General features: G+C 71.6%; 20 protein-coding genes and 2 tRNA genes. 13 read left to right on the top strand and 9 right to left on the bottom strand.

The genetic code is table 11. The features are described from left to right. Window positions 1-61: 61 nt before the first annotated feature. Complete coding sequence (locus AWQ70_RS07170) at window positions 62-589, top strand: GNAT family N-acetyltransferase (protein ID WP_067172257.1); 528 nt, start codon at window positions 62-64, stop codon at window positions 587-589. Window positions 590-637: 48 nt separating this feature from the next. Here AWQ70_RS07170 and AWQ70_RS07165 read toward each other — a convergent pair whose 3' ends face one another. Next, window positions 638-1,288 carry a TetR/AcrR family transcriptional regulator gene (locus AWQ70_RS07165; RefSeq protein ID WP_067171962.1) on the bottom strand — a complete coding sequence of 217 codons (651 nt, stop codon included), beginning with the start codon at window positions 1,286-1,288 and terminating at the stop codon, window positions 638-640. A gap of 199 nt (window positions 1,289-1,487) precedes the next feature. On the opposite strand from AWQ70_RS07165, the gene AWQ70_RS07160 reads away from it, so the two are divergent. Both AWQ70_RS07160 and fabG read left to right on the top strand, forming a co-directional pair. After that, on the top strand, window positions 1,488-2,636 hold the full coding sequence (locus tag AWQ70_RS07160; protein ID WP_067171960.1) for an acyl-CoA dehydrogenase family protein: 1,149 nt from the start codon (window positions 1,488-1,490) through the stop codon (window positions 2,634-2,636). 38 nt (window positions 2,637-2,674) lie between these two features. After that, complete coding sequence (gene fabG, locus AWQ70_RS07155) at window positions 2,675-3,433, top strand: 3-oxoacyl-ACP reductase FabG (protein ID WP_067171958.1); 759 nt, start codon at window positions 2,675-2,677, stop codon at window positions 3,431-3,433. Window positions 3,434-3,518: 85 nt separating this feature from the next. On the opposite strand, the gene lysS is transcribed toward fabG, so the two are convergent. Both lysS and AWQ70_RS07145 read right to left on the bottom strand, forming a co-directional pair. Continuing rightward, on the bottom strand, window positions 3,519-5,231 hold the full coding sequence (gene lysS, locus AWQ70_RS07150; RefSeq protein WP_245646808.1) for a lysine--tRNA ligase: 1,713 nt from the start codon (window positions 5,229-5,231) through the stop codon (window positions 3,519-3,521). 122 nt (window positions 5,232-5,353) lie between these two features. Further along, window positions 5,354-5,860: a hypothetical protein gene (locus AWQ70_RS07145; RefSeq protein WP_245646806.1), complete on the bottom strand. Its 507-nt coding sequence runs from the start codon at window positions 5,858-5,860 to the stop codon at window positions 5,354-5,356. 497 nt (window positions 5,861-6,357) lie between these two features. Here AWQ70_RS07145 and AWQ70_RS07140 point away from each other — a divergent pair, with 497 nt between their 5' ends. Beyond that, a complete protein-coding gene (locus tag AWQ70_RS07140; RefSeq protein ID WP_067171954.1) occupies window positions 6,358-7,326 on the top strand; it encodes a sulfotransferase family protein in 969 nt (322 codons plus the stop codon). Between the two features lie 137 nt (window positions 7,327-7,463). On the opposite strand, the gene AWQ70_RS07135 is transcribed toward AWQ70_RS07140, so the two are convergent. Continuing rightward, the gene (locus tag AWQ70_RS07135) at window positions 7,464-8,348 is read right to left on the bottom strand and encodes a hypothetical protein (protein WP_157529930.1); all 885 of its coding nucleotides are present in this window, start codon (window positions 8,346-8,348) and stop codon (window positions 7,464-7,466) included. Between the two features lie 245 nt (window positions 8,349-8,593). Between AWQ70_RS07135 and gnd the strand changes: the two genes are divergently transcribed. Beyond that, window positions 8,594-10,018 carry an NADP-dependent phosphogluconate dehydrogenase gene (gnd, locus tag AWQ70_RS07130; protein ID WP_067171949.1) on the top strand — a complete coding sequence of 475 codons (1,425 nt, stop codon included), beginning with the start codon at window positions 8,594-8,596 and terminating at the stop codon, window positions 10,016-10,018. A gap of 113 nt (window positions 10,019-10,131) precedes the next feature. On the opposite strand, the gene AWQ70_RS07125 is transcribed toward gnd, so the two are convergent. Beyond that, window positions 10,132-11,724, bottom strand: coding sequence for an MDR family MFS transporter (locus tag AWQ70_RS07125; RefSeq protein ID WP_067171946.1), 1,593 nt, complete (start codon window positions 11,722-11,724; stop codon window positions 10,132-10,134). 111 nt (window positions 11,725-11,835) lie between these two features. Between AWQ70_RS07125 and AWQ70_RS07120 the strand changes: the two genes are divergently transcribed. The 3 genes from AWQ70_RS07120 to AWQ70_RS07110 all read left to right on the top strand — a co-directional run bounded on the left by AWQ70_RS07120 (window position 11,836) and on the right by AWQ70_RS07110 (window position 13,679). After that, a complete protein-coding gene (locus tag AWQ70_RS07120) occupies window positions 11,836-12,417 on the top strand; it encodes a TetR/AcrR family transcriptional regulator (protein WP_067171944.1) in 582 nt (193 codons plus the stop codon). A gap of 6 nt (window positions 12,418-12,423) precedes the next feature. Then, window positions 12,424-12,825 (top strand): nitroreductase family deazaflavin-dependent oxidoreductase, encoded by a 402-nt coding sequence (locus AWQ70_RS07115; RefSeq protein WP_067171941.1) that lies wholly within the window; start codon window positions 12,424-12,426, stop codon window positions 12,823-12,825. A 164-nt stretch (window positions 12,826-12,989) separates the two neighbouring features. Continuing rightward, window positions 12,990-13,679, top strand: coding sequence for a rhomboid family intramembrane serine protease (locus AWQ70_RS07110; RefSeq protein WP_218004449.1), 690 nt, complete (start codon window positions 12,990-12,992; stop codon window positions 13,677-13,679). Between the two features lie 93 nt (window positions 13,680-13,772). Here AWQ70_RS07110 and AWQ70_RS07105 read toward each other — a convergent pair whose 3' ends face one another. Then, window positions 13,773-14,192, bottom strand: a complete 420-nt coding sequence (locus AWQ70_RS07105) for a hypothetical protein (RefSeq protein ID WP_067171939.1) — start codon at window positions 14,190-14,192, stop codon at window positions 13,773-13,775. Window positions 14,193-14,414: 222 nt separating this feature from the next. Between AWQ70_RS07105 and AWQ70_RS07100 the strand changes: the two genes are divergently transcribed. Then, complete coding sequence (locus AWQ70_RS07100; RefSeq protein WP_174552366.1) at window positions 14,415-16,904, top strand: DEAD/DEAH box helicase; 2,490 nt, start codon at window positions 14,415-14,417, stop codon at window positions 16,902-16,904. 72 nt (window positions 16,905-16,976) lie between these two features. Here AWQ70_RS07100 and dusB read toward each other — a convergent pair whose 3' ends face one another. Continuing rightward, window positions 16,977-18,089, bottom strand: coding sequence for a tRNA dihydrouridine synthase DusB (gene dusB / locus AWQ70_RS07095; RefSeq protein WP_067171937.1), 1,113 nt, complete (start codon window positions 18,087-18,089; stop codon window positions 16,977-16,979). 164 nt (window positions 18,090-18,253) lie between these two features. Between dusB and AWQ70_RS07090 the strand changes: the two genes are divergently transcribed. From AWQ70_RS07090 to AWQ70_RS07080, 3 genes are all read left to right on the top strand, one after another. Continuing rightward, a tRNA-Gly gene (locus AWQ70_RS07090) sits at window positions 18,254-18,325 on the top strand. 29 nt (window positions 18,326-18,354) lie between these two features. Beyond that, window positions 18,355-18,425, top strand: a tRNA-Cys gene (locus AWQ70_RS07085). Between the two features lie 145 nt (window positions 18,426-18,570). Beyond that, on the top strand, window positions 18,571-18,768 hold the full coding sequence (locus tag AWQ70_RS07080; RefSeq protein WP_067171935.1) for a DUF5302 domain-containing protein: 198 nt from the start codon (window positions 18,571-18,573) through the stop codon (window positions 18,766-18,768). A gap of 127 nt (window positions 18,769-18,895) precedes the next feature. Here AWQ70_RS07080 and AWQ70_RS07075 read toward each other — a convergent pair whose 3' ends face one another. Then, window positions 18,896-19,213: a hypothetical protein gene (locus AWQ70_RS07075; RefSeq protein ID WP_157529929.1), complete on the bottom strand. Its 318-nt coding sequence runs from the start codon at window positions 19,211-19,213 to the stop codon at window positions 18,896-18,898. A 484-nt stretch (window positions 19,214-19,697) separates the two neighbouring features. Next, complete coding sequence (locus tag AWQ70_RS07070; protein WP_067171931.1) at window positions 19,698-20,051, bottom strand: hypothetical protein; 354 nt, start codon at window positions 20,049-20,051, stop codon at window positions 19,698-19,700. 677 nt (window positions 20,052-20,728) lie between these two features. Between AWQ70_RS07070 and AWQ70_RS07065 the strand changes: the two genes are divergently transcribed. Further along, entirely contained in the window at window positions 20,729-21,409 is a 681-nt protein-coding gene (locus AWQ70_RS07065; protein WP_245646805.1) for a hypothetical protein, read from the top strand. Window positions 21,410-21,454: the final 45 nt, after the last annotated feature.

Here is a 21,454-nt window from a genome sequence, read left to right as displayed (position 1 = left end):
GAGGCGTGCGGAGGAATACCGTATGGCCGCCGGCCGCCCCGCTGCGGTAGCGTCCCCGGGCATGTCCCTCGACCCGCACCCCACCCTGTACGGCACGGCCGTGACGTTGCGTCCCGCGACGGAGGCCGACATCCCGGCGCTCGTCGCCATCCGGTCCACGTCCGAGGTGTACCGGTGGTGGCGTGGCGGGGCGGACCTGGCGGCGGAGGTGGCCGGCGACCTGGACGACCCGGACACCGCCGTTCTCGCGATCGTGTACGACGGGCGGGTGGCCGGCCAGATCCAGTGGTCGGCGGAGGAGGAGCCCGACTACCGCCACGCGAGCATCGACGTGTACGTCGATCCGGCGGTGCACGGTCGCGGCGTCGGCACCGACGCGGTGCGGACGCTGGCCCGGCACCTGGTCGCCGACCGCGGCCACCACCGGCTGACCATCGACCCGGCAGCGGACAACGCGGCCGCGATCCGGTGCTACGGGAAGGTGGGCTTCCGCCCGGTCGGCGTCATGCGGCGGTACGAGCGCGGCCCGGACGGCACCTGGCACGACGGGCTCCTCATGGACCTGCTCGCCGAGGAGCTCATCGACTGACCCCGGCCGGCGTCGTCGGCTGACCACCGTTCCGGGGAACGGGCGGCTCTAACTAACAGCGTTAGTCTGGTGGCGGGTGATCGCGTCGAACGTGATCGCCAGCCCGGCGATGAGGGAGTCGAGGCCGAGGGCGAAGGCCCCCTCGTCCACCGCCTCCCGATGCCCGGGCAGCAGGTGGGCGTCGCCCAGATGCGGGTACCGCGCCTCGTCGAGCGCGTCGTCGCCGGCGAAGCCCATCGCGAACGATCCGACCGCCGACCCGACGACGAAATAGCGCATGAGCGCGCCCACGTGGGTCGCCCTCGCCGGAGGCCAGCCCGCCCGGATCAGCCCGCCGTACACCGCGTCGGCCATCGCGAGGGCGGCCGGCCTGCGGCGCGGCCCGTTCGCCAGGTACGGCACGATCCGCGGATGTTCGCGCAGCTCCCGGTGGTAGGAGTGCCCCCACAGCAGCAGCGCGGACTTCCAGTCGTGGGTCAGGAACGCGGAGACGTCCACTCTGGCGATGATCGCGTCGGCCACCGCGTCGAGGATCTCCTCCTTGTTCCTGAAGTGGTTGTAGAGCGACGGGGCGCTCACCCCCAGTTCGGCGGCGAGGCGGCGGGTGGACAACGCCTCCAGCCCCTCGGCGTCGATCAGCTCGGTCGCCGCGGCCACGATGATGCCGGGGCTGAGCATCGGGCGGCTCGGCCGTCCCATGTCGCGCCTCCCTCGTCGCTGCGGGCGCGGGCACACCGCGCGCCGGCACCCCTCACCGGATCTCACGGCCTTGCCCCCACCTGGAACCCGGGGGCACCGCCGCAGGACGCCATCGTCCCACAGGAACATCCCTGCCTGGACGGGTAAAACTTACAGTGCTAGTTTCCTCGCTACTGTAATCCATCGTGAGAGGACCCGGATGGACCTGACACTGTCGGAGGAGCAGCAGGCGGTGCGCGCCCTCGCCGCGGACTTCGTGAACCGGGAGGTGCTCCCGAACGCACGGGGCTGGGACCGCGCCGAGAAGGTGGACACGGGGATCGTCGCCAAGCTGGGCGAGATCGGGTTCCTCGGGCTGACGATCCCCGAGGAGTACGGCGGCTCCGGCGGCGACCACATGACGTACTGCCTGGTGATCGAGGAGCTCGGCCGCGGCGACTCGTCGGTGCGCGGCATCGTCTCGGTGTCCCTCGGACTGGTCGCCAAGTCGATCCTCGCCTTCGGCACGGAGGAGCAGCGGCGGGAGTGGCTGCCCCGGCTGTGCTCCGGCGAGGCGCTCGGGTGCTTCGCGCTCACCGAGCCCGGCACCGGGTCCGACGCCGGCTCGCTCACCACGCGCGCCGTACGCGACGGGGACGACTGGCTGATCAGCGGTGAGAAGGTCTTCATCACCAACGGCACCTGGGCCGACGTGGCGGTGGTGTTCGCCCGCACCGGGGAGGCGGGGCCGAAGGGCGTCACCGCGTTCCTCGTGCCGACCTCGGCCGCGGGGCTCGACCGGCGGGAGGTCCACGGGAAGCTGGGCCTGCGCGGCCAGGCGACCGCGGAGCTGAGCTTCGACCAGGTGCGCGTGCCCGGCTCCGCCCGCCTCGGCGAGGAGGGCAAGGGGTTCCGGGTCGCGATGACCGCCCTGGACAAGGGCCGCATGTCGCTCGCCGCCGGCTGCGCGGGCATCATCCAGGGCTGCCTGGACGCCGCCGTGGAGTACGCGTCGGCGCGTCAGCAGTTCGGCCGGCCGATCGCGTCGTACCAGCTCGTCCAGCAGTTGATCGCGCAGATCCGGGTGGACCTCGACGCGGCGCGGCTGCTCGCCTGGCGGGTCGCCGACCTGGTCGACCGGGGCGAGAGGTTCACCACCGAGGCGTCGATCGCCAAGTACTTCGCCAGCGAGGCGGCGGTGCGCGCGGCCAACAACGCGCTGCAGGTCTTCGGCGGCTACGGCTACGTGGACGAGTTCCCGGTCGGCAAGTACCTGCGCGACGCCCGGGTGACGACCCTGTACGAGGGGACCTCGCAGATCCAGCAGCTCCTCATCGGACGCGCGCTCACCGGCGTGAACGCGTTCTGACCCACCCGCCCCCACCCACGACGCGAGGAGAACCGATCATGACGAGATTCCGGAACCGCACCGCCATCGTGACGGGCGCGGGCCAGGGCATCGGCGCGGCGACCGCCGCGCTGCTGGCCGAGCAGGGCGCCCGGGTGGCCGTGGTGGACCTGCGGACCGACCGGGCGGAGGCCGTGGCCCGCGAGATCAGGGACGCGGGCGGCGTCGCGGCGGCCTTCGGCTGCGACGTCACCGACGAGGCGGCGGTGACCGAGACGACCGGCCGGGTCGTCGAGGAGTTCGGCGGCCTGGACATCCTGGTCAACAACGCGGGGATCACCCGCGACAACCTGCTGTTCAAGATGGGCCGCGACGACTGGGACTCCGTGCTCGCCACCAACCTCACCAGCGTCTACCTGTGCTGCCGGGCGGCGCAGAAGTACATGGTGGAGGCGCGCTACGGCAGGATCGTCAGCCTCAGCAGCCGGTCCGCCCTCGGGGCGCGCGGCCAGGCCAACTATGCCGCGGCCAAGGCCGGCATCCAGGGTCTCACCGCCACGCTGGCGATCGAGCTGGGGCCGTTCGGCATCAACGTGAACGCCGTCGCGCCCGGGTACATCGCGACCGCGATGACGGCGGCGACCGCCCTGCGGGTGGGGTCGACCGTCGAGGACCATCAGGAGCGGGCCGCGCAGGCGACGCCGCTGCGCCGGGTGGGGCAGCCGCGCGAGGTGGCCTCGGTCATCGCGTTCCTGGCCAGCGACGAGGCGTCCTACGTCAGCGGCCAGACGCTCTACGTCAACGGCGGCGCCCGCTGACCCCGCCGTCCGCCGTGGCCCCTTGTCCGCGGCGGACGGCGTTCTCACGGCCCGGGAACCACGTCCCGGGCCGCGAGGGGCGGGATCAGGCGCCGAGGAGCTTGCGCACCCGGTCCGCGCCGACCGCGAGCAGCAGCGTCGGCAGCCGGGGGCCGGTGTCGCGCCCGACCAGCAGCCGGTACAGCAGGGCGAAGAACGCGCGCTGCGCGGCCTTCAGCTCCGGAGTCGGCTTGGCGTCGGCCGCCAGACCGGCCTGGATCTTGGGCACGCTGTAGACGAGCGTGGTCAGCAGGTCCAGCGACCAGTGCTCGTCGAGCCCCTCCAGCAGCAGCTTCAGCGACTCGCGCTCGGCGTCGCCGAGGGACGCGAGCAGCTCGGCGTCGGGCTCGTCGCGCACGCGGGTGCGCTGCTCGACCGGCACCTGCGTGGTGACCCAGTGGGCGGCCCGGTCCAGGCGGGGCCGGGTCTCGTCCAGGGACACGATCGGGTCGGCCGGGTCGAGGTCCCGCAGGATGCGCAGGGTCTGCTCGGCGTCGCCCGCGGAGACGTCCACCACCGAGGCGAGCGTCCGGTACGGCACCGGCCGCGGCGTCGTCGGCAGCGGGCCGGCCGCGGTGCCGACCGCCCGGGCGTGCGCGGCGAGGTCGGCGGGCAGCGCCGTGCCGTCCGCGACCTTGCGCCCCAGCGCGTCCCACTCGTCGTAGAGGCGCTGGATCTCCTGGTCGAAAGCGATCTTGAAGGACTGGTTGGGCTTGCGCCGGGCGTACACCCAGCGCAGCAGCGGCGCCTCCATGATCTCCAGGGCGTCGGCGGGAGTGGGCACGCCGCCCTTGGAGCTGCTCATCTTGGCCATGCCGCTGATGCCGACGAAGGCGTACATCGGGCCGATCGGCTGGTCGCCGCCGAACACGTCCCTGATGATCTGTCCGCCGACGACGAACGAGGAGCCCGGCGAGGAGTGGTCGACCCCCGACGGCTCGAAGACGACCCCCTCGTACTGCCAGCGCATCGGCCAGTCGACCTTCCACACCAGCTTGCCCCGGTTGTGCTCGGACAGCCGCACGACCTCGGAGAAGCCGCAGACGCAGGTGTAGGCCAGCTCGGTCGTCTCGTCGTCGTACGACGTGACCGTGGTCAGGTCGCGCTCGCAGGCCGAGCAGTAGGGCTTGTACGGGAAGTAGCCGGCGGCGGCGCTGCCGTCGTCCTCGGTCGCCGCGCCCGAACCCTCGGCGGCGGCGGCCTCCGCCTCGTCCACCGGCGTCTGCCGCGACGCCGGGGAGGCGCCCTTGTCCTTCGTCCGGTACTGGGCGAGGATCGCGTCGATCCGCTCCCGCTCGCGCATGGCGAAGAGGATCTGCTCGCGGTAGGCGCCCGAGGTGTACCGCTCGGTCTGGCTGATGGGCCGGACCTCGATGCCCATCTCCTCCAGCGCGGCGATCATGGGCGCCTTGAAGTGCTCGGCCCAGTTCGCGTACGGGCTGCCGTGGGGCGCGGGAACGGAGGTCAGCGGCTTGCCGATGTGCTCCGACCACGCGGGGTCGATCCCGGCCGGGACCTTGCGGAACCGGTCGTAGTCGTCCCAGGACAGGACGTGGACGCACTCGTGGCCGCGGCGGCGGATCTCGTCGGCGACGAGATGCGGGGTCATGACCTCGCGCAGGTTGCCCAGGTGGATGGGCCCCGACGGACTGAGGCCAGATGCGCAGACGATGGCTTTGCCCGGCGCGCGACGCTCCGCCTCGGCGATGACCTCGTCAGCGAAACGGGAGACCCAGTCGGTCTCGGAGCTTGCAGCCACGATCGACGCACCCTTTCTGTGAAATCCCGGTCATCCATTGTCGCGGATGCCCGGGGCTCCCCGGTCCGTCCGCGGCCGGAAGGCCGGTTTCGCGCCGCGAATCCGGCGGAAACCGGGGAACGTCAGCGTCCCGGACGGTCGCCCTCCGCGACGGGCATGTCATGGTGCGGCCACGGCGACGCCGCGACGACGACCCCGTAGAGCACGTGGTCGGCCAGCAGCGTCAGCCGCTCGACCGGATCGTGGCTCTTCTCCTGGGCCAGGCCGAGGACGGGCGCGAGGCCGCCTTCGAACGCCCCCCAGGCCAGCACGCCGTACAGGGGGCCGGCCCAGGGCCGCTCCCGCACCGCGCGCGGCAGGGCGCCGAACACCGCGCCCCCGGCGGCGCCGTACGCCCAGTGGGCGAACTCGACCAGGGCGGGCCTGTGCCGGGACGGGACGCTGTGGAACAGGCCGGGGACGACGCGCCGGAGCATGGACTCCGGAGGCGTCTTCTCGACCGCGCCCAGCGCGACCACGGCCTGCCGGAGGCCGGACATGGCCATGGCGCCGATCACGCCGCGGACGGCGGCCCGCAGGATCGGCTTCCTCCGCGCCTCCTCGCGCCGGGTCTCGGCACGGGTCCTCACCGCCTCCGGCGCGGGGACTGAAGGGGTGGGGGCGCTCCTCGGTGTCGTGCGTGTCATGTCCGCGACCTCGGCCTTCGCTCGGGGTGTGGCCGGAGCCCGCCTCGGGCGGCCGTCCGGAGCGCACTCTCGGCCGTTCGGCTGCCCATACCCCCGCCGCCGCCGGAGTCACCCGGCCGCGAGGACGGCACGGGATCCTTGGCCGAAGGTTGCCGCGCCCCCGCCGCTTCCACCCGCCGCCCGCGCCGCCTCCGCCCCGCGCCCCCGCCGTATCCGCCCGCCACCCGCGCCGCCTCCGGCCGTGCACCCGCCGCTTCCGGGCCGGGCCGTGCGGTACGGCACATGATCGGCTGCCGGCCGGGAACTCCGGGGGAGACGGCCGCGGACCGGCGCGTTCCGACCGGCGGGCGGGGGGTCGGACCACTCCCGCGACGCCACGCCTTCCGGAAGCCGAGGGTTTCCAACTAAATTTGTAGGAAAACTCTGGAGAGGGGACGGCGATGGCCCTGCCGGACTTCCTGGTGATCGGGGCGCCCAAGGCCGCGACGACGGCCCTGCACAGCGCCCTGGCCCGCCATCCGAGGCTGCACATGTCGGCGGTCAAGGAGCCCAAGTTCTTCCTCACCGACGGCCCGCCGCCGAGGCGCGGCGGGCCCGGCGACGCCGAGACGTACCGGGAGCACGTGTGGCGGCGCGCGGACTACGAGGCGCTGTTCGACGGCGCTCCCCCGGGCTCGCTGCGCGGCGAGTCCACCCCGTTCTACCTGTACGACCTGGCCGCGCAGCGGCGCATCCGGGCGCTGATCCCGGCGGCGAGGCTGATCGTCGTCCTGCGCGACCCGGTCGAGCGGGCGCACTCGAACTGGACCCACCTCTGGTCCGCCGGACTGGAGCCGATCGGCGACGTGGTCCGCGCCTGCGCCGAGGAGGGCCGCCGCGTCGCCGCGGGGTGGGCGCCGTTCTGGCACTACGTCGGGCTCGGCCGGTACGGCCGGCAGTTGCGGCACCTCTACACCCTGTTCCCCCGCGAGCAGGTCCTGGTGTTCCGGTACCGCGACCTGGTGGACCGGCCGGAGGTCGCCCTCGACCGCATCTGCGGGTTCCTGGGCGTCGAGCGGGGGTTGGTGACGGAGGCGCCGCCGGAGAACGTCACCGCCCACCCGCCGAAGAGCCGCGGACACCGGCTCCTGTCCCAGCTCGTACGGCTCGGCGACCGGGTGGCGGGCCAGGCGCTGACGTCGCCGCTGGAGCGGGTGCTGCAACGCGGCGGCCGGGCGCGCGAGCCGCTGACCTGGGCGCAGCGGCAGGAGCTGCTGTCCTATTTCACGACCGACATCGCCCTCCTGCAGGACGTGACCGGGGACGACTTCGGCGACTGGCTGCGTCCGAGAGAGCGGTCGGGCGGCCTGGTGGGCGTGCGGCCCACCGGGCAGCGGCAGGCGCGGAACGGCCGCCCCCGGGCGGTCTGACCACGACACCCGCCCGGCGCGTCCCGGCGGCCGGGCCGCCGCTCCCACGGCGCCCTGGACGGCCCGCGCCGGGCGCCATGTCCCACAGCATCCCGCCAGGGCGCGGGGCGGATCCCCCTATATAGCGATATATCCGGTCAGTGCGGGCGGAGTTCGGTGCGCAGTTCGTGGGCTCCGTCGGCCCGGGTGAGCTCGTAGTAGAGCCGGTGCCCGCCGGGGACGGGGACGATGTCCAGGTAGCGCAGCCCTCCCCCGGCGTACGGCGACAGCGCGGCGGGCGCCGAGCCGCTCGCCGTCAGCACCGAGGGGTCGGGGCCGGTCGCGACGCCGGTCCGCTCCTCGTAGTTCTCCTCCGCCGACGCCCGGCCGTCGTAGTACGCCGTGACCGCGCCGTCGCCGTCGAAGCGCACCGCGCTCACCCGTACCCCGCGGGAGTCCCAGGAACCGGGGCGGCGGTCGAGGGCCGTGCCCTGCCAGGTCCACTCCAGGCCGTCGTGGCTGGTGGCGTAGTGGGTGACCATCCGGTCGGCCTGCTCGGGGTCCTCCAGCGGGTGGCAGGACGCCCACAGGTGCCACCGGCCGTCCCGGTGGACGATCACCGGGTCCTTGACGCCCGTCTTGGCGTCGCCGGGCAGCACGACGCGGGAGGTCGCGGGGTCGAAGGCCGCGGGGTCGGCGGCCTCGATCACCTCCACCCGCCAGTGCTTGGTGCCGTACGTGGCGCAGCTCAGGTAGAGCCGCCAGCCGCCGTCCGGCGTCGGGACGAGGGTGGGCCGCTCCAGCGACTCGGTGTCCATCTGCTCCTTGGTGATCGTGAGGAGCGTCTCGAACCGCTCGCCGTCCGCCGACCTGGCGACGGCGACGGCGTAGCCCCTCCCCTCGCCGAGAGGCCGCCGCAGCCGGTACGCGAGGTAGATCGAGCCGTCCCGGTGGACGGCGCTGGGCGCGCCCGCCCAGAATCCGGGGCCCTCCCCGGGCGGGGCGACGGCGACGGCGGAACGGTCCGGCTGCGGTATGAACACGTCTTTCTCTCCGTTGGTCACGTGACGACGAGGGCAGCCGGAGTCCGGCGGGCTCACGGGCACCGCCACGGCTGTACGCCACCCTTACAGCGGGAAGCCCCCGGTGGTGCGGGCGGGACGCCGCGCGATAATTACACAATACCCATCTGTTTGATTGGTTTGACTGTCTCCGCTGGTCACCAACCGGGCGCCAAGCGGTGAGACGCGACGCCGCCCGGCCGGGGTCATGGGATAAGACTGGGAACATGCGCACAGCAGACATCGGAGTGACGGGGCTGGCCACCATGGGCCGCAACCTCGCGCGGAACTTCGCCCGCCACGGCCACACGGTCGCGGTCCACAACCGCACCGAGAGCCGCACCAAGCAGCTCGTCGAGGAGCACGGCCACGAGGGCGCCTTCGTCCCGTCCTCGTCGATCGAGGAGTTCGTCTCCTCCCTCCGGCGGCCGCGCAAGGCGATCATCATGGTCAAGGCGGGCCCGGCCACGGACGCCGTGATCGAGGAGCTCGCCGCGTGCATGGAGCCGGGCGACATGATCATCGACGGCGGCAACGCGCACTTCCTCGACACCCGCCGCAGGGAGGCCGCCCTGCGGGAACGCGGCCTCCACTTCGTCGGCACCGGCATCTCCGGCGGCGAGGAGGGCGCGCTCCACGGGCCCAGCATCATGCCCGGCGGCGCCGCCGAGGCGTACGAGACGCTCGGGCCGCTGCTGGAGGACATCGCGGCGAAGGTGGACGGCACCCCCTGCTGCGTCCACGTCGGCCCGGACGGCGCCGGACACTTCGTGAAGATGGTCCACAACGGCATCGAGTACGCCGACATGCAGCTCATCGCGGAGTCCTACGACCTGCTGCGGCAGGCGCTCGGACTGTCGCCGGGCGAGCTGGCGGAGGTCTTCCGCGAGTGGAACCGGGGCGAGCTGGAGTCCTACCTCATCGAGATCACCGCCGAGGTGCTCGGGCACACCGACCCCGCCACCGGCCGGCCGTTCGTGGACGTGGTGGTCGACCAGGCGGAGCAGAAGGGCACCGGCCGCTGGACGGTGCAGAGCGCCCTCGAGCTCGGCGTCCCGGTCACCGGCATCGCCGAGGCGGTGTTCGCGCGTTCGTTGTCCGGCCATCCCGGCCAGCGCGCCGCGGCCCGCTCCCTCGCCGGGCCGGCGGCCGCCGCCGCGGCGGGCGCGGAGCTCGTGGAGGACGTGCGGCGCGCGCTCTACGCCTCGAAGATCGTCGCGTACGCGCAGGGGTTCGACCAGATCACCGCGGCCGGCGAGGAGTACGGCTGGAACGTGGACCGGGGCGCGATGGCCACGATCTGGCGGGGCGGCTGCATCATCAGGGCCAGGTTCCTGGACCGGATCCGCACCGCCTACGAGGCCGACCCGGCGCTGCCGACGCTGCTGGCGGACCCGACGTTCGCCGCCGCGCTGGCCGACGCCCAGGAGTCGTGGCGGAGGGTCGTCGCGACGGCGGCGACGATCGGCGTCCCGACCCCCGGCTTCTCCTCCGCGCTCGCGTACTACGACGCACTGCGCCGGGACCGGCTCCCGGCGGCGCTCATCCAGGGGCTGCGCGACTTCTTCGGGGCGCACACCTATCAGCGGGTGGACCGCGAGGGCGTGTTCCACACCGACTGGTCCGGCGACCGCCGGGAGCGGCCCGCCTGACCACCCCCGCCCGACCTTTCCCACCGGACCGCGCGTCCGGCCACCGGGAGAACGGGTACGGCCCGCACCCCACGCGGGGGTGCGGGCCGTACCCGTGGTGGCAGGACCGCCGGTCACTCGAAGGCCGGGACCACCTCCGCCTTCTCCCCCGCGGCGCCCGGCATGTCGGCGGCGCTGCGGAGCGGGACCTCCTTCACGAAGATCGCGATGACCGGGACGAGCACCGCGAACAGGACCGACCACCCGAAGACCCCGCTGATGGAGTCGGCGAGCGCGCCGAGGATCCCGTCCTTCATCTGCGGCGGGAGCTGGGCGAGCTGCGCCGGGTTCATCCGGCCTCCGGTGGACGAGACCTGATGGGCCAGTTCGGGGCCGAGCTTCTCGGTGAGCTGGTTCGTCAGGTTGTTGTTGAAGATCGCGCCGAACAGCGAGATGCCGAACGAGCCGCCGATGGAGCGGAAGAACGTGGAGGCGCTGCTCGCCACGCCCAGGTCCTTCTGCTCGACGCTGTTCTGGGCGATCAGCATGGTGGTCTGCATCAGGAAGCCCATGCCGAGGCCGAGCACCGCGATGAAGACGCCGGTGGTCAGCGTGCTGGTCTTCGCGTCCTGCAGGGACAGCAGCCAGGTGCCGACCGCCATGATCGCGCCGCCGACGACCGGGTAGATCTTGTACTTCCCGGTCTTCGTGATGGCGCGGCCGACGAAGAGCGAGACGACCATCGACGCGCCCATCATCGGCAGCAGGAGCAGGCCGGAGTTGGTGGCGCTCGCGCCCTGCACGGTCTGCTGGAACAGCGGCAGGAAGCTGATCGCGCCGAACATCGCGAAGCCGAGCAGGAAGCCGAGCACCGAGATCAGGGTGAAGTTGCGGTCGCGGAACACGTGCAGCGGCATGATCGGCTCCGCCGCGCGCTTCTCGATCGGCAGGAAGATCGCCAGCGAGACCACGGCCAGGGCGGTCAGGCCGAGGATCTGCCAGGAACCCCACGGGTAGCCGTGCGCCTGCCCGCCCCACGAGGTGATCAGCACGATGGCGGTGATGCCGACGGTGAGGACGGCCGCGCCCAGCCAGTCGATGCGGTGCTCGGTGCGGTGCTTGGGCAGGTGCAGCTTGAGGATCAGCCAGATGAGCGCGACGCCGCCGATGGGCAGGTTCACGTAGAACGCCCAGCGCCAGTCCAGGTGGTCGGTGATGAAGCCGCCGACCAGCGGTCCCGCGATCATGGCCAGCGACATGATCGCGGCCATGATGCCCTGGTACTGCCCGCGCTCGCGGGGCGGCACGAGGTCGCCGACGATGGCCATCGCGTTCACCAGGAGACCGCCGGCGCCGAGGCCCTGGACCGCGCGGAAGGCGATGAGCTCGATCATGCCGTCCTCGGTTCCGCCGAAGAGCGACGAACCCGCCATGCCGCAGAGCGCGGAACCCACCAGGAAGATCACGATCGAGGCGAGGAAGATGTTCTTGCGGCCGTAGAGGTCGCCCAGCTTGCCCCAGATCGGCGTCGAGACGGTCGTCCCGAGCACGTACGATGTGGTGACCCATGTGAAGTACTCGAGGCCGTTCAGCTCGCCGACGATGCGCGGCATGGCCGTCCCGACGATCATGTTGTCCAGCATCGCCAGCATGATCGCGAGCATGAGGCCCGGCAGCACCATCATGACCTCTTTGGACCTGCCTGGTGGCGCAGCGGATTCTGTCATCGACGTCCCCCTTGAATGTGTGGCTTACTTGCCGACCGGCTAGCGGCAGGGGGACACGCTAAGCTCCATGCTTACCGGCCGTCAAGTTAAATAAAGGGGTAAAGCGAGGCAATGGGTGCACAGACCGACACGCGGCGTCGGATCCAGGAGGTCGCGCTGCGACTGTTCACGGAACAGGGCTACGAGGCGACGTCCCTACGTGAGATCGCCGAAGCACTCAACGTCACCAAAGCCGCCCTTTACTACCACTTCAAAAGCAAGGACGACATCGTCGCGAGTCTCACCGAGGACCGCATCGCGTCCCTGGACTCGCTGATCTCCTGGGCCAAGGAGCAGCCGCGTACGGCGGAGACCCGCCGCGAGCTCGTCCGCCGCTACTCGCACGACATGACCCACGGACGCGACCACGAGGTCATGCGCTTCCTGGAACGCAACCAGACCGCGCTCCAGGGGCACGACAAGATCACCATGATGCGCGAGCGGATGACCACGATCCTCTCCGTCCTCTGCGAAGCCGACGATCCGGTCGACGTCAGACTGCGGCGGTCCATGGCGATCTTCACCATGCACGCGGCCTGGTTCGTGCTGCGCGACGTGAAGGTGGACGACGAGGAGCGGACGGACGCGGCGTTGCGGCTCGCGCTGGAATTGATCGACTCGGCGGAAGGTTGCCCCCGACGAGAGGACAGGTGACTCACCATGCTTTACGGCGCGGAACACGTCAGGCGCTACGTCGAGACCGACGGCGCGGAAGGCCACGACTGGCAGGGAACGACGGTCGCGATCCTCACGACCACCGGCCGCCGGTCCGGGCTCAGGCGCAGCACTCCGCTCATCTACCAGAAGTACGGCGACGCCTACCTGGTGGTGGCGTCCAAGGGCGGGGCCGACGAGCCGCCGCTCTGGTACCGGAACATCGAGGCCGACCCGAACGTGGAGTTCCAGGTCAGGGGTGACCGGTTCGCCGCGGTGGCCCGGACGGCGACGCCCGAGGAGAAGCCGGACATGTGGCGGACCATGGCCGCCACCTGGCCCCCGTACGACGACTACCAGCGCAAGACCGAGCGCGAGATCCCGGTGGTCGTCATCGAACGCGCCTGACCGGCGACGGCCCATGGCGGACCCGGCGCGCCGGAGCGGCCCGGCCCCGCCATAGGCCGGGCCGCGGTCACGCCCCGCGGGTGGCGCGCGTCCGGCCGCCGGTGGCGGCCGGGCCCGCCCGGGGATATGTTTCGGCTGCAGTGTCCGCCGGACGGGGAGGTTCGTTGAGCGACGGCCGCACCGCGGAAATCATGATCGCCGAGGCCCGGAAGGCGTTCTGGGTCATGGTCGGCCTTCTCGGCCTCATCTGGGTCGTCCAGATCGTGAACTGGGCCGCCGGATACGGCCTCAGCTACAGCTACGGGATCAAATCGTGGGAGCTGGACGGGCTGCCCGGCATCGTCTCCGCCCCGTTCCTGCACTGGAGCTGGGAGCACATCGAGGGCAACTCCGGCCCGCTCTTCATCTTCGGGTTCCTCGCGGCGTACCGGGGGGTGAAGAAGTTCTTCGGGGTGACCGCGCTGATCGCGGTGGCGAGCGGGCTCGGCGCGTGGTTCACCGCGGCCCCCTCGACGGTCGGGGCCGGAGCGAGCGGGCTGGTGTTCGGCTACTTCGGCTACATCCTGGTGCGCGGGGCGTTCGACCGGCACCTGATCGACATCGTGATCGGCCTGGTGATGGGGCTCTGCTTCGCCTACCAGTTCACCGGGCTCCTGCCCGCCGAGGGGATCGGCTGGCAGGCGCATCTGTTCGGGTTCCTGGGCGGCATCGCGGGCGGCTATCTCTTCCGCGAGCGCCGGGCCGCCGTCTCCTCCGGCCGGGGCGGCCCCCCGTCGTCATCCGGCCCGGCGTCCGGTTCCGCGGGCGACTCCCGGTCGGCGCTGCTGAAGGAGATCGAGGACCTCGGCCTCTGACATCCGCCGCCCGGCGTACGAACCGGCCCGGGCCCGGGCCGGGCCACTCGGGATGGCGGACCGCCCGGCCGACGGTCTCGGCCGGGCGGCGCGTCACGCGGCGGCGGGGAGCCTGCGGAGGATCTCCTGCAACATCTCGCCGTGCGACCGCAGGACCACCTCCACGCCGTCGAGGCGGTGCTCGACCCTGGTCAGCCGGCTCTCGACGTTCGTGAGGCGTCTCTCGAGATCGGTGAGCCGGTGCCCGACGGTGGTCAGGCGCTCCTCCAACCGGCCCATCCGTTCTTCGAACCGGTCCATGCGCTCTTCGAGCCCGGCGACGCGCTCGCCGAGCGCGTCGAATCGCTCGTTCACCTCGGCGCGCAGCTCCCGGATCTCGATCTGCACGTGGCTCACGCACTCCGCGGTGGCCTCGTAGCGCCGCTGCGCCAGTCCGGCGAAGTGGCTCACCGTCTTCACCTGCCCTTCGAGCACGGTCACCCGTCTGTCCAAGCTCTCGATGGTCACGGTCAACGTACCGATTCCTTTCGGGGGTCTGTGATGGGACAGTCGCAGACGGTAACGGAACCGGTGGTGGGCGCCGCGCGCCGCAGGGCCCTCGGGTTGGGGTTCCTCCTACCGGGAGAAAGAACCTCCTCCCGGACGGCGGGGGCCGCGGGATCTCAGGCGGGTCATCCGCGGCCGAACCGCGCCCGGCGGTCGAAGCAGCCCTCAGCCTTCGGCAGGATAAAGAGCATGAATCTCATCGCGCGCCTTCCGGCTGACAGCGACGCCGACTCGCTCTACGAGGCGTTCGCCGCGTGGAACACCGAGCGGGGGCTGACGCTGTACCCGGCGCAGGAGGAAGCGCTGATCGAGGTCGTCTCCGGAAACAACGTGATCCTGGCCACCCCGACCGGGTCCGGCAAGAGCCTGGTCGCCGCCGGGGCCCATTTCGCGGCCCTCGGGAGGGACGAGGTCAGCTTCTACACGGCGCCCATCAAGGCGCTCGTGTCGGAGAAGTTCTTCGACCTGTGCGCGATCTTCGGCACCGAGAACGTCGGCATGATGACCGGCGACGCCTCGGTCAACTCCGACGCGCCGATCATCTGCTGCACGGCGGAGATCCTGGCCCAGATCGCCCTCAGGGACGGCGAGCGCGCCGACGTCGGCACGGTGATCATGGACGAGTTCCACTTCTACGCCGAGCCCGACCGCGGCTGGGCCTGGCAGGTGCCGCTGCTGGAGCTGCCGCAGGCGCAGTTCGTACTGATGTCGGCCACACTGGGAGACGTCGAGCGGTTCGAGAAGGACCTGACGCGCCGCACCGGCCGCCCCACCGCCGTGGTGAAGAATGCCGAGCGGCCGGTGCCGCTGCTCTACTCGTACCGGCTGACGCCGCTGCACGAGACGCTGGAGGAGCTGCTGTCCACGCAGCAGGCGCCCGTCTACGTCGTGCACTTCACGCAGGCGGCCGCGATGGAGCGGGCCCAGTCGCTGATGAGCATCAACATGTGCACGAAGGCCGAGAAGGAGGCCATCGCCTCCCTCATCGGCGGCTTCCGGTTCACCACGCGGTTCGGCCGGGCCCTGTCCCGGCTCGTACGGCACGGCATCGGCGTCCACCACGCCGGCATGCTCCCGAAGTACCGCCGTCTGGTGGAGCGCCTGGCCCAGGCGGGCCTGCTCAAGGTCATCTGCGGCACCGACACGCTGGGCGTGGGGGTCAACGTCCCGATCCGCACGGTGTTGTTCACCGCGCTGTCGAAGTTCGACGGCAACCGGGTGCGGCGGCTGCGCGCCCGCGAGTTCCACCAGATCGCGGGCCGCGCCGGGCGGGCGGGCTTCGACACCGTCGGGTACGTGGTGTGCCAGGCCCCCGACCACGTCATCGAGAACGAGCGGGCGCTCGCCAAGATCGGCGACGACCCGAAGCGGCGCCGCGGCTACGCGCGCAAGAAGCCGCCGGAGGGATTCGTCGGCTGGAGCGAGGAGACCTTCGAGAAGCTGCAGACGGCCGAGCCCGAGCCGCTGACCTCGCGGTTCAAGGTCAGCAACGCGATGCTGCTCTCGGTGATCAACCGGCCGGGCGACTGCTTCCAGGCGATGAAGCGGCTGCTGACCGACAACCACGAGGACCGCAAGGCGCAGCGGCGGCACATCAGCCACGCGATCGCCATCTATCGCTCGCTGCTCGCCGGCGGCATCGTGGAGACGCTCAAGGAGCCCGACGAGCACGGCCGCAGGGCCCGGCTCACCGTGGACCTCCAGGAGGACTTCGCCCTCAACCAGGCGCTGTCCACGTTCGCGCTCGCGTCGTTCGAGCTGCTGTCCGCCGAGTCGCCCACGTACGCGCTGGACATCGTCTCGATCGTCGAGTCGACGCTGGACGATCCGCGCCAGATCCTGCACGCGCAGCTCAACAAGGCGCGCGGCGAGGCCGTGGCCGAGATGAAGGCCGACGGCGTCGAGTACGAGGAGCGCATGGAGCGCCTCGCCGAGATCACCTATCCGATGCCGCTCGCCGACCTGCTGTTCGGCGCGTACGAGACCTACCGGCGCGGCCATCCGTGGGTGGGCGACCACACGGTCAGCCCCAAGTCGATCGTGCGCGACATGTACGAGCGGGCGATGACCTTCACGGAGTACATCCAGTTCTACGAGCTGGCCCGGTCGGAGGGGACCGTCCTGCGGTACCTCGCCGACGCGTACCGCACGTTGTCGAAGACCGTGCCCGAGCACCTCAAGACCGACGACCTGATCGACCTGATCGAGTGGCTGGGCGAGCTGGTCCGGCAGGTGGACTCCAGCCTGATCGACGAGTGGGAGAAGCTGGCCAACCCGTCGGAGGCGCTGGAGTCCGAGGCCGAGCTGGAGAGCAGGATCAGGCCCGTCACGGCCAACGCCCGCGCGTTCCGGGTGCTGGTGCGCAACGCGATGTTCCGGATGGTCGAGCTGGCCGCGCTGGACCGCGAGGAGGAGCTGGTCGAGCTGGCGCCGGACGTGGACTGGGGGGCCGCGCTCGACGCGTACTACGAGGAGCACGACGAGATCGGCACCGGCGCCTCCGCGCGCGGCCCCGCGCTGCTCCAGATCGAGGAGGAGAAGGAGCTGTGGCGGGTCCGCCAGGTCATCGAGGACCCGGCGGGGCATCTCGATTGGGGCATCACCGCGCAGGTCGATCTCGCCGCCTCCGACGAGGAGGGCCACGCGGTGCTGCACGTCACCGGCATGGCCCGGATGTGACCGCTCCCCGGCCGGCGCCCTCCCAGAGCGCCGGAAGGCGCTGACCGGAGGGTGCCGGCCGGAGGGCGCGGGTCAGCCGCCGGAGGTGGCGTCCTCGGCGTCCGCGCCGGGGACGGTCATGTCGTCGGGGTCGTCGAGCCAGCCGTGCGGCAGCATGACCTTGGCCCGCTCGCCGCTCTTGCCGCGCGGGCCGTCCGCCTCGGCCGGCCACGGCTGGTCCCGGTCCAGCTCGGCGGCGCGCTCGCGCATTTCGGCGAGGCTGGAGACGGTGGTGAGCGCGCGCCGCGTCTCGGCGCCGACCACGAAGCCCTTGAGGTACCAGCCCACGTGCTTGCGGAAGTCGGCCAGCCCGTGCGGCTCGCTGCCGATGACCTCGCACAGCAGCTCGGCGTGGCGCACCATCGTGGCCGCGACCTCGCCGAGGGTCGGCCGGGTGCGCTCGGGCGACCCGCCGAAGGCGAGGTCCAGGTCGCGGAACAGCCAGGGCCGGCCCAGGCAGCCGCGGCCGACCACGACGCCGTCGCAACCGGTCTCGGCGACCATGCGCAGCGCGTCGTCGGCCGTCCAGATGTCGCCGTTGCCCAGCACGGGGATCTCCGGCACCGCGTCCTTGAGCCGCTTGACGGCGTCCCAGTCGGCGGTGCCGCCGTAGTGCTGCTTTGCCGTGCGCGCGTGGAGGGCGACCGCGGCGACCCCCTCCTCCGCGGCGATCCGGCCCGCGTCGAGGTAGGTCAGGTGGTCGTCGTCGATGCCCTTGCGCATCTTGATCGTCACCGGCAGCGGGCCGGCGTTCGCCACCGCCTCCCTCAGGATGGCCCGCAGCAGGTTCCGCTTGTACGGCAGCGCCGACCCGCCGCCGCGCCTGGTCACCTTGGGGACGGGACACCCGAAGTTCAGGTCGATGTGGTCGGCCAGGTCCTCCTCGGCCACCATGCGCGCCGCCTTGCCGACGATGGCCGGGTCCACGCCGTAGAGCTGGATGCTGCGCGGGCGCTCCTCCGGACCGAAGCGGATCATCTGGAACGTCAGCGGCACCCGCTCGACCAGCGCCCGGGAGGTGATCATCTCGGAGACGAACAGGCCCCCGCCCTGCTCGCGGCAGAGCGTGCGGAAGCCGATGTTGGTGATCCCCGCCATCGGCGCGAGCACCACGGGGGGCCACACCTCGAACGTCCCGATTTTCATGCGTTCATTCTCGCCGTCGGCCGGGTGTGGAACGTACGGCATCGGGGCCGGGCCGGGAGACCCGCGGCGAACCGGCGGGAACACGGCCGTGAACGACGCCTGTCGCGAGAGTACGCATCGGAGCCGGAAACCCGGTACAGTTACGGCGACGCCGTCAGGCGGACGCGGAAGTGGCTCAGTGGTAGAGCATCACCTTGCCAAGGTGAGGGTCGCGGGTTCGAATCCCGTCTTCCGCTCTGAGAGGTCTTCCGTACGGGCCTCCCTCGGTGGAGTGGCCGAGAGGCGAGGCAGCGGCCTGCAAAGCCGTCCACACGGGTTCAAATCCCGTCTCCACCTCTGAAACGATCCGGCCGGTGGGCCAGGCCGTCCGTGTTCCTTCGCGCCCTGTTCCGCGCGGATCAAGAGAACCTGTGTGGCGGTAGGGTGAGCGTGTACCGCGCCGGTCCTGGAACCGCGCGCATGCACCCTGCAGGAGGTCCGCATGGCTGCCGCCGAACCGGAGCACGACGCGCCGGAAGACGACGAGATGAAGCGGAAGTTCCGCGAGGCCCTGGAGCGCAAGAAGCGCGCGCAGGCCGAGCGGAACGCCTCGGGCACCGGCAAGGACCCGTCGAAGGTCCACGCCGCCCACGGCCCGGCCGGCGGCCGGCGCACCTTCCGCCGCAAGAGCGGCGGCTGATCGGGCCGCGCCGCCGTCCGGAGCACCGTCGCCCCGCGGGTTCCCCCGCGAGGCGACGGCGGTGTCCGGCCCGGCTCGCCGGGCCTTTCTCAGCGTGGGGCGGCCCTAGGAAGCGCCCCTCGCCCCGCTAGTGGCGACGGTACTGCTCGTGGTTCCGGTACTCGTGGTTCCGGTACTCGTGGCCGCGGTGGTCGCGGCTCTCCCAGTGCTCGCGACTCTCGTGGCCGCGGCGGCTGCGCTCGCAGGTGACGCGGCGCGTCTCCCCGTGCTGCTTGCAGTACTTGCAGCCCTCCCGCCACCAGCAGTCGGCGGCGTTCGTGGTCGTCGATTCGGAGCCCACCCCCTGGGACGCCGCGGCCGCGTTCGCGGGAAGCGCCGAGAAGGTGACGGGGATGACGAGGGCGGAGGCCACCAGCGCGCCGGTGGCGATTGCGTTCTTGAGCATGAGAATCACTCCGTTGGTGTCTTCTGGCTGGTGATCGCGCGCCCCTCATGGCAAGGGCCGGACCTCCGTGACCCGCTGAGCCTGCCGGTGATGCGGCCTGCCACGGGCGCGTGGTGACTGACGGAGCGTCGAATCGGTCTCCCGGGATGACGCCGAAACGGCGTGTCGACCTATCCCAACGGTAGGGACGCCCCTCGCGGGGGGTCACCCGTAAGTGGCAAAGGGCTCGGACGGGGCGGATTACCGTCTGTTCGGATGGACTGTGAAACCGTTCAGCGAACGCGGCGAACAACCAGATGTCAGGCCGTAGCGGCGCTCCTACGCTCAGATGCCGCGCGGGGACGTCGGTCGGCACGGCGAAGCGGCCCCGCGGGCCGGAGAGGCCGCTGGAGGCCGGAGAGGCCGTCCCCGCCGTCGTGGGCACGCCATGGGGCGGCCGCCCCGTGAGGTGCGCTCACGGGGCGGCCGCTTCTACCGGTGGGCGTCAGCCGTTCCGGTTGATGTTGGTGTTCCGGTTGATGTTCTCGTTCCGGTTGATGTTCTCGTTCCGGTTGAGGTTCTCGTTCCGGTTCTCGTTGAAGTTCTCGTTACCGGGATGGCGCGGGTGGTGGTAGCGGCGGTGCTTGCAGTAGACGACCTCGCCATGGCAGATCTTGCAGCCGCGCCGCCAGTGGCAGGCGGCCGAGGACGACGTCGTCGTGCTGGTGGAGGACGACGAGCTGTCCGTGCCGGTGGAGCAGGGGGTGACGCCGGCGTTGGCGGGCTGGGCCTGCATGGCCAGCGGGACGACGAAGGCGGAGGCGACGAGCGCGCCGGTTGCGAGGACTTGTCTGAGCATGAGAATCACTCCGTGTGGTGAGGTTCACGCCCGGCTCAGGGGCGGGGCGTGTTCGCAGGTGTTGCCTGGCCCGCCGAACGGGTCGGCTGGGCCGGTGGCACTCGCGGATCGACGGAGCAGTCGAATCGGCTTCCCGGGAAGGCGCCGAAACGGCGTGTGACCTGGTCGTCCCCGGAAAATGCGCCCTAGCCGCGCACGGCCCGGCGGTGCTCGCCGCGTTGTCGTCCAACTCGCCGAGAGCTCCTCGCGCGCTCGGATCTCTCGACGAGGGCGGGACGGTCGGCCGGAGGCTCGCTCCGGCCTTCACGCGCGTCGCGGCGTGTCCGTCCGGATCCGTGCCCGAGGCACGGGCGGCATTTATCGGGTACTCCCTCGCTTCACGCTAAAGGGCGCAAATCACGGTGGTCACCTATTACAGGCAAAAGGCTCCGTTGAGGCCGATTACCCGTCTCGGTGACGCGCGGCCCTGCGAAACCCCCGGCCGCGTGGGCGTTCGGGCGGGCAGCTTCCTCGAAACGCGACTTTGCCAATGCGAAAGCGGATCCGCCGCGATACCCGTGAAATCGGCGCTTTCCGCGTCCGTGGACGGGGACCCCCGGGGGCCGGTTCTTCTCAATGACGCCACCTGAGCGCACACTGGAAAGCGACATGTTGGGCGATTCGGGTGGGAGTTTCTCGTGCACGATCAGATGCCCACGGCAATGCCGCTGCTGTCACGCGGCAAGCATCGCAACCCCAGCAAGGGCGCGTGCTTCATGGAGCTGGCGTCCTTCCTGGCCGGGGAGCGCTGGAGCGACCATCCGGCCTGCACGCATCCGCTGCTGGCCGGCCTGGCGCGCCTGGTCAACGACCACACGACGGACGCGGCGCGGCCGCTGCTGGCCCCGCTGATCCCGTCCGTGATCGGGCTCACCGGCGACGACCCGCGCATCGACGCCCGCATCGCGCTCCGGTGCGCGACCTCGGCGCTGCCGGTGGTCTCGCACGAGCGCCAGCTCGCGCTGGCGGTGTCCGTGCTCTCCGCCGAGCACGTGCTGGCCACCCTCGACGGGCGGCCGCAGGGCAGTGTCGGCGAGGAGAGCGCGCGCACGCTGGCGAAGGTCCCGGACGCGGCCCGGTGGGCCTACAGGTTCCGGCGCGGCGTCCGGGTCTCCGCCAAGGGGTTCCGCAGGTACGCGGCGCCGAACACGGTCCAGCTCGCCGTCCGGGGGATCTCGGAGGCGTGCGTCGCCGATCCGGACGCGATGCTCAGGAAGCTGCTGACGGACGCGATCGGCGACTGCGCCGAGCTGATCCGTCACGAGCCGCCGGTCGATCCGCTCCGGTGGGAGGACGCCTGCCGGCTCACCCGGCGCTGAGGCCGCGGCCGGCCACGGCGCCGATCCGTAACGGTCGCCGCGCCG

This window comes from Microtetraspora niveoalba (assembly GCF_001570405.1).
In the GTDB taxonomy this organism is placed as follows: domain Bacteria; phylum Actinomycetota; class Actinomycetes; order Streptosporangiales; family Streptosporangiaceae; genus Microtetraspora; species Microtetraspora niveoalba.
This window is presented reverse-complemented; position numbering and strand designations above follow the sequence as displayed.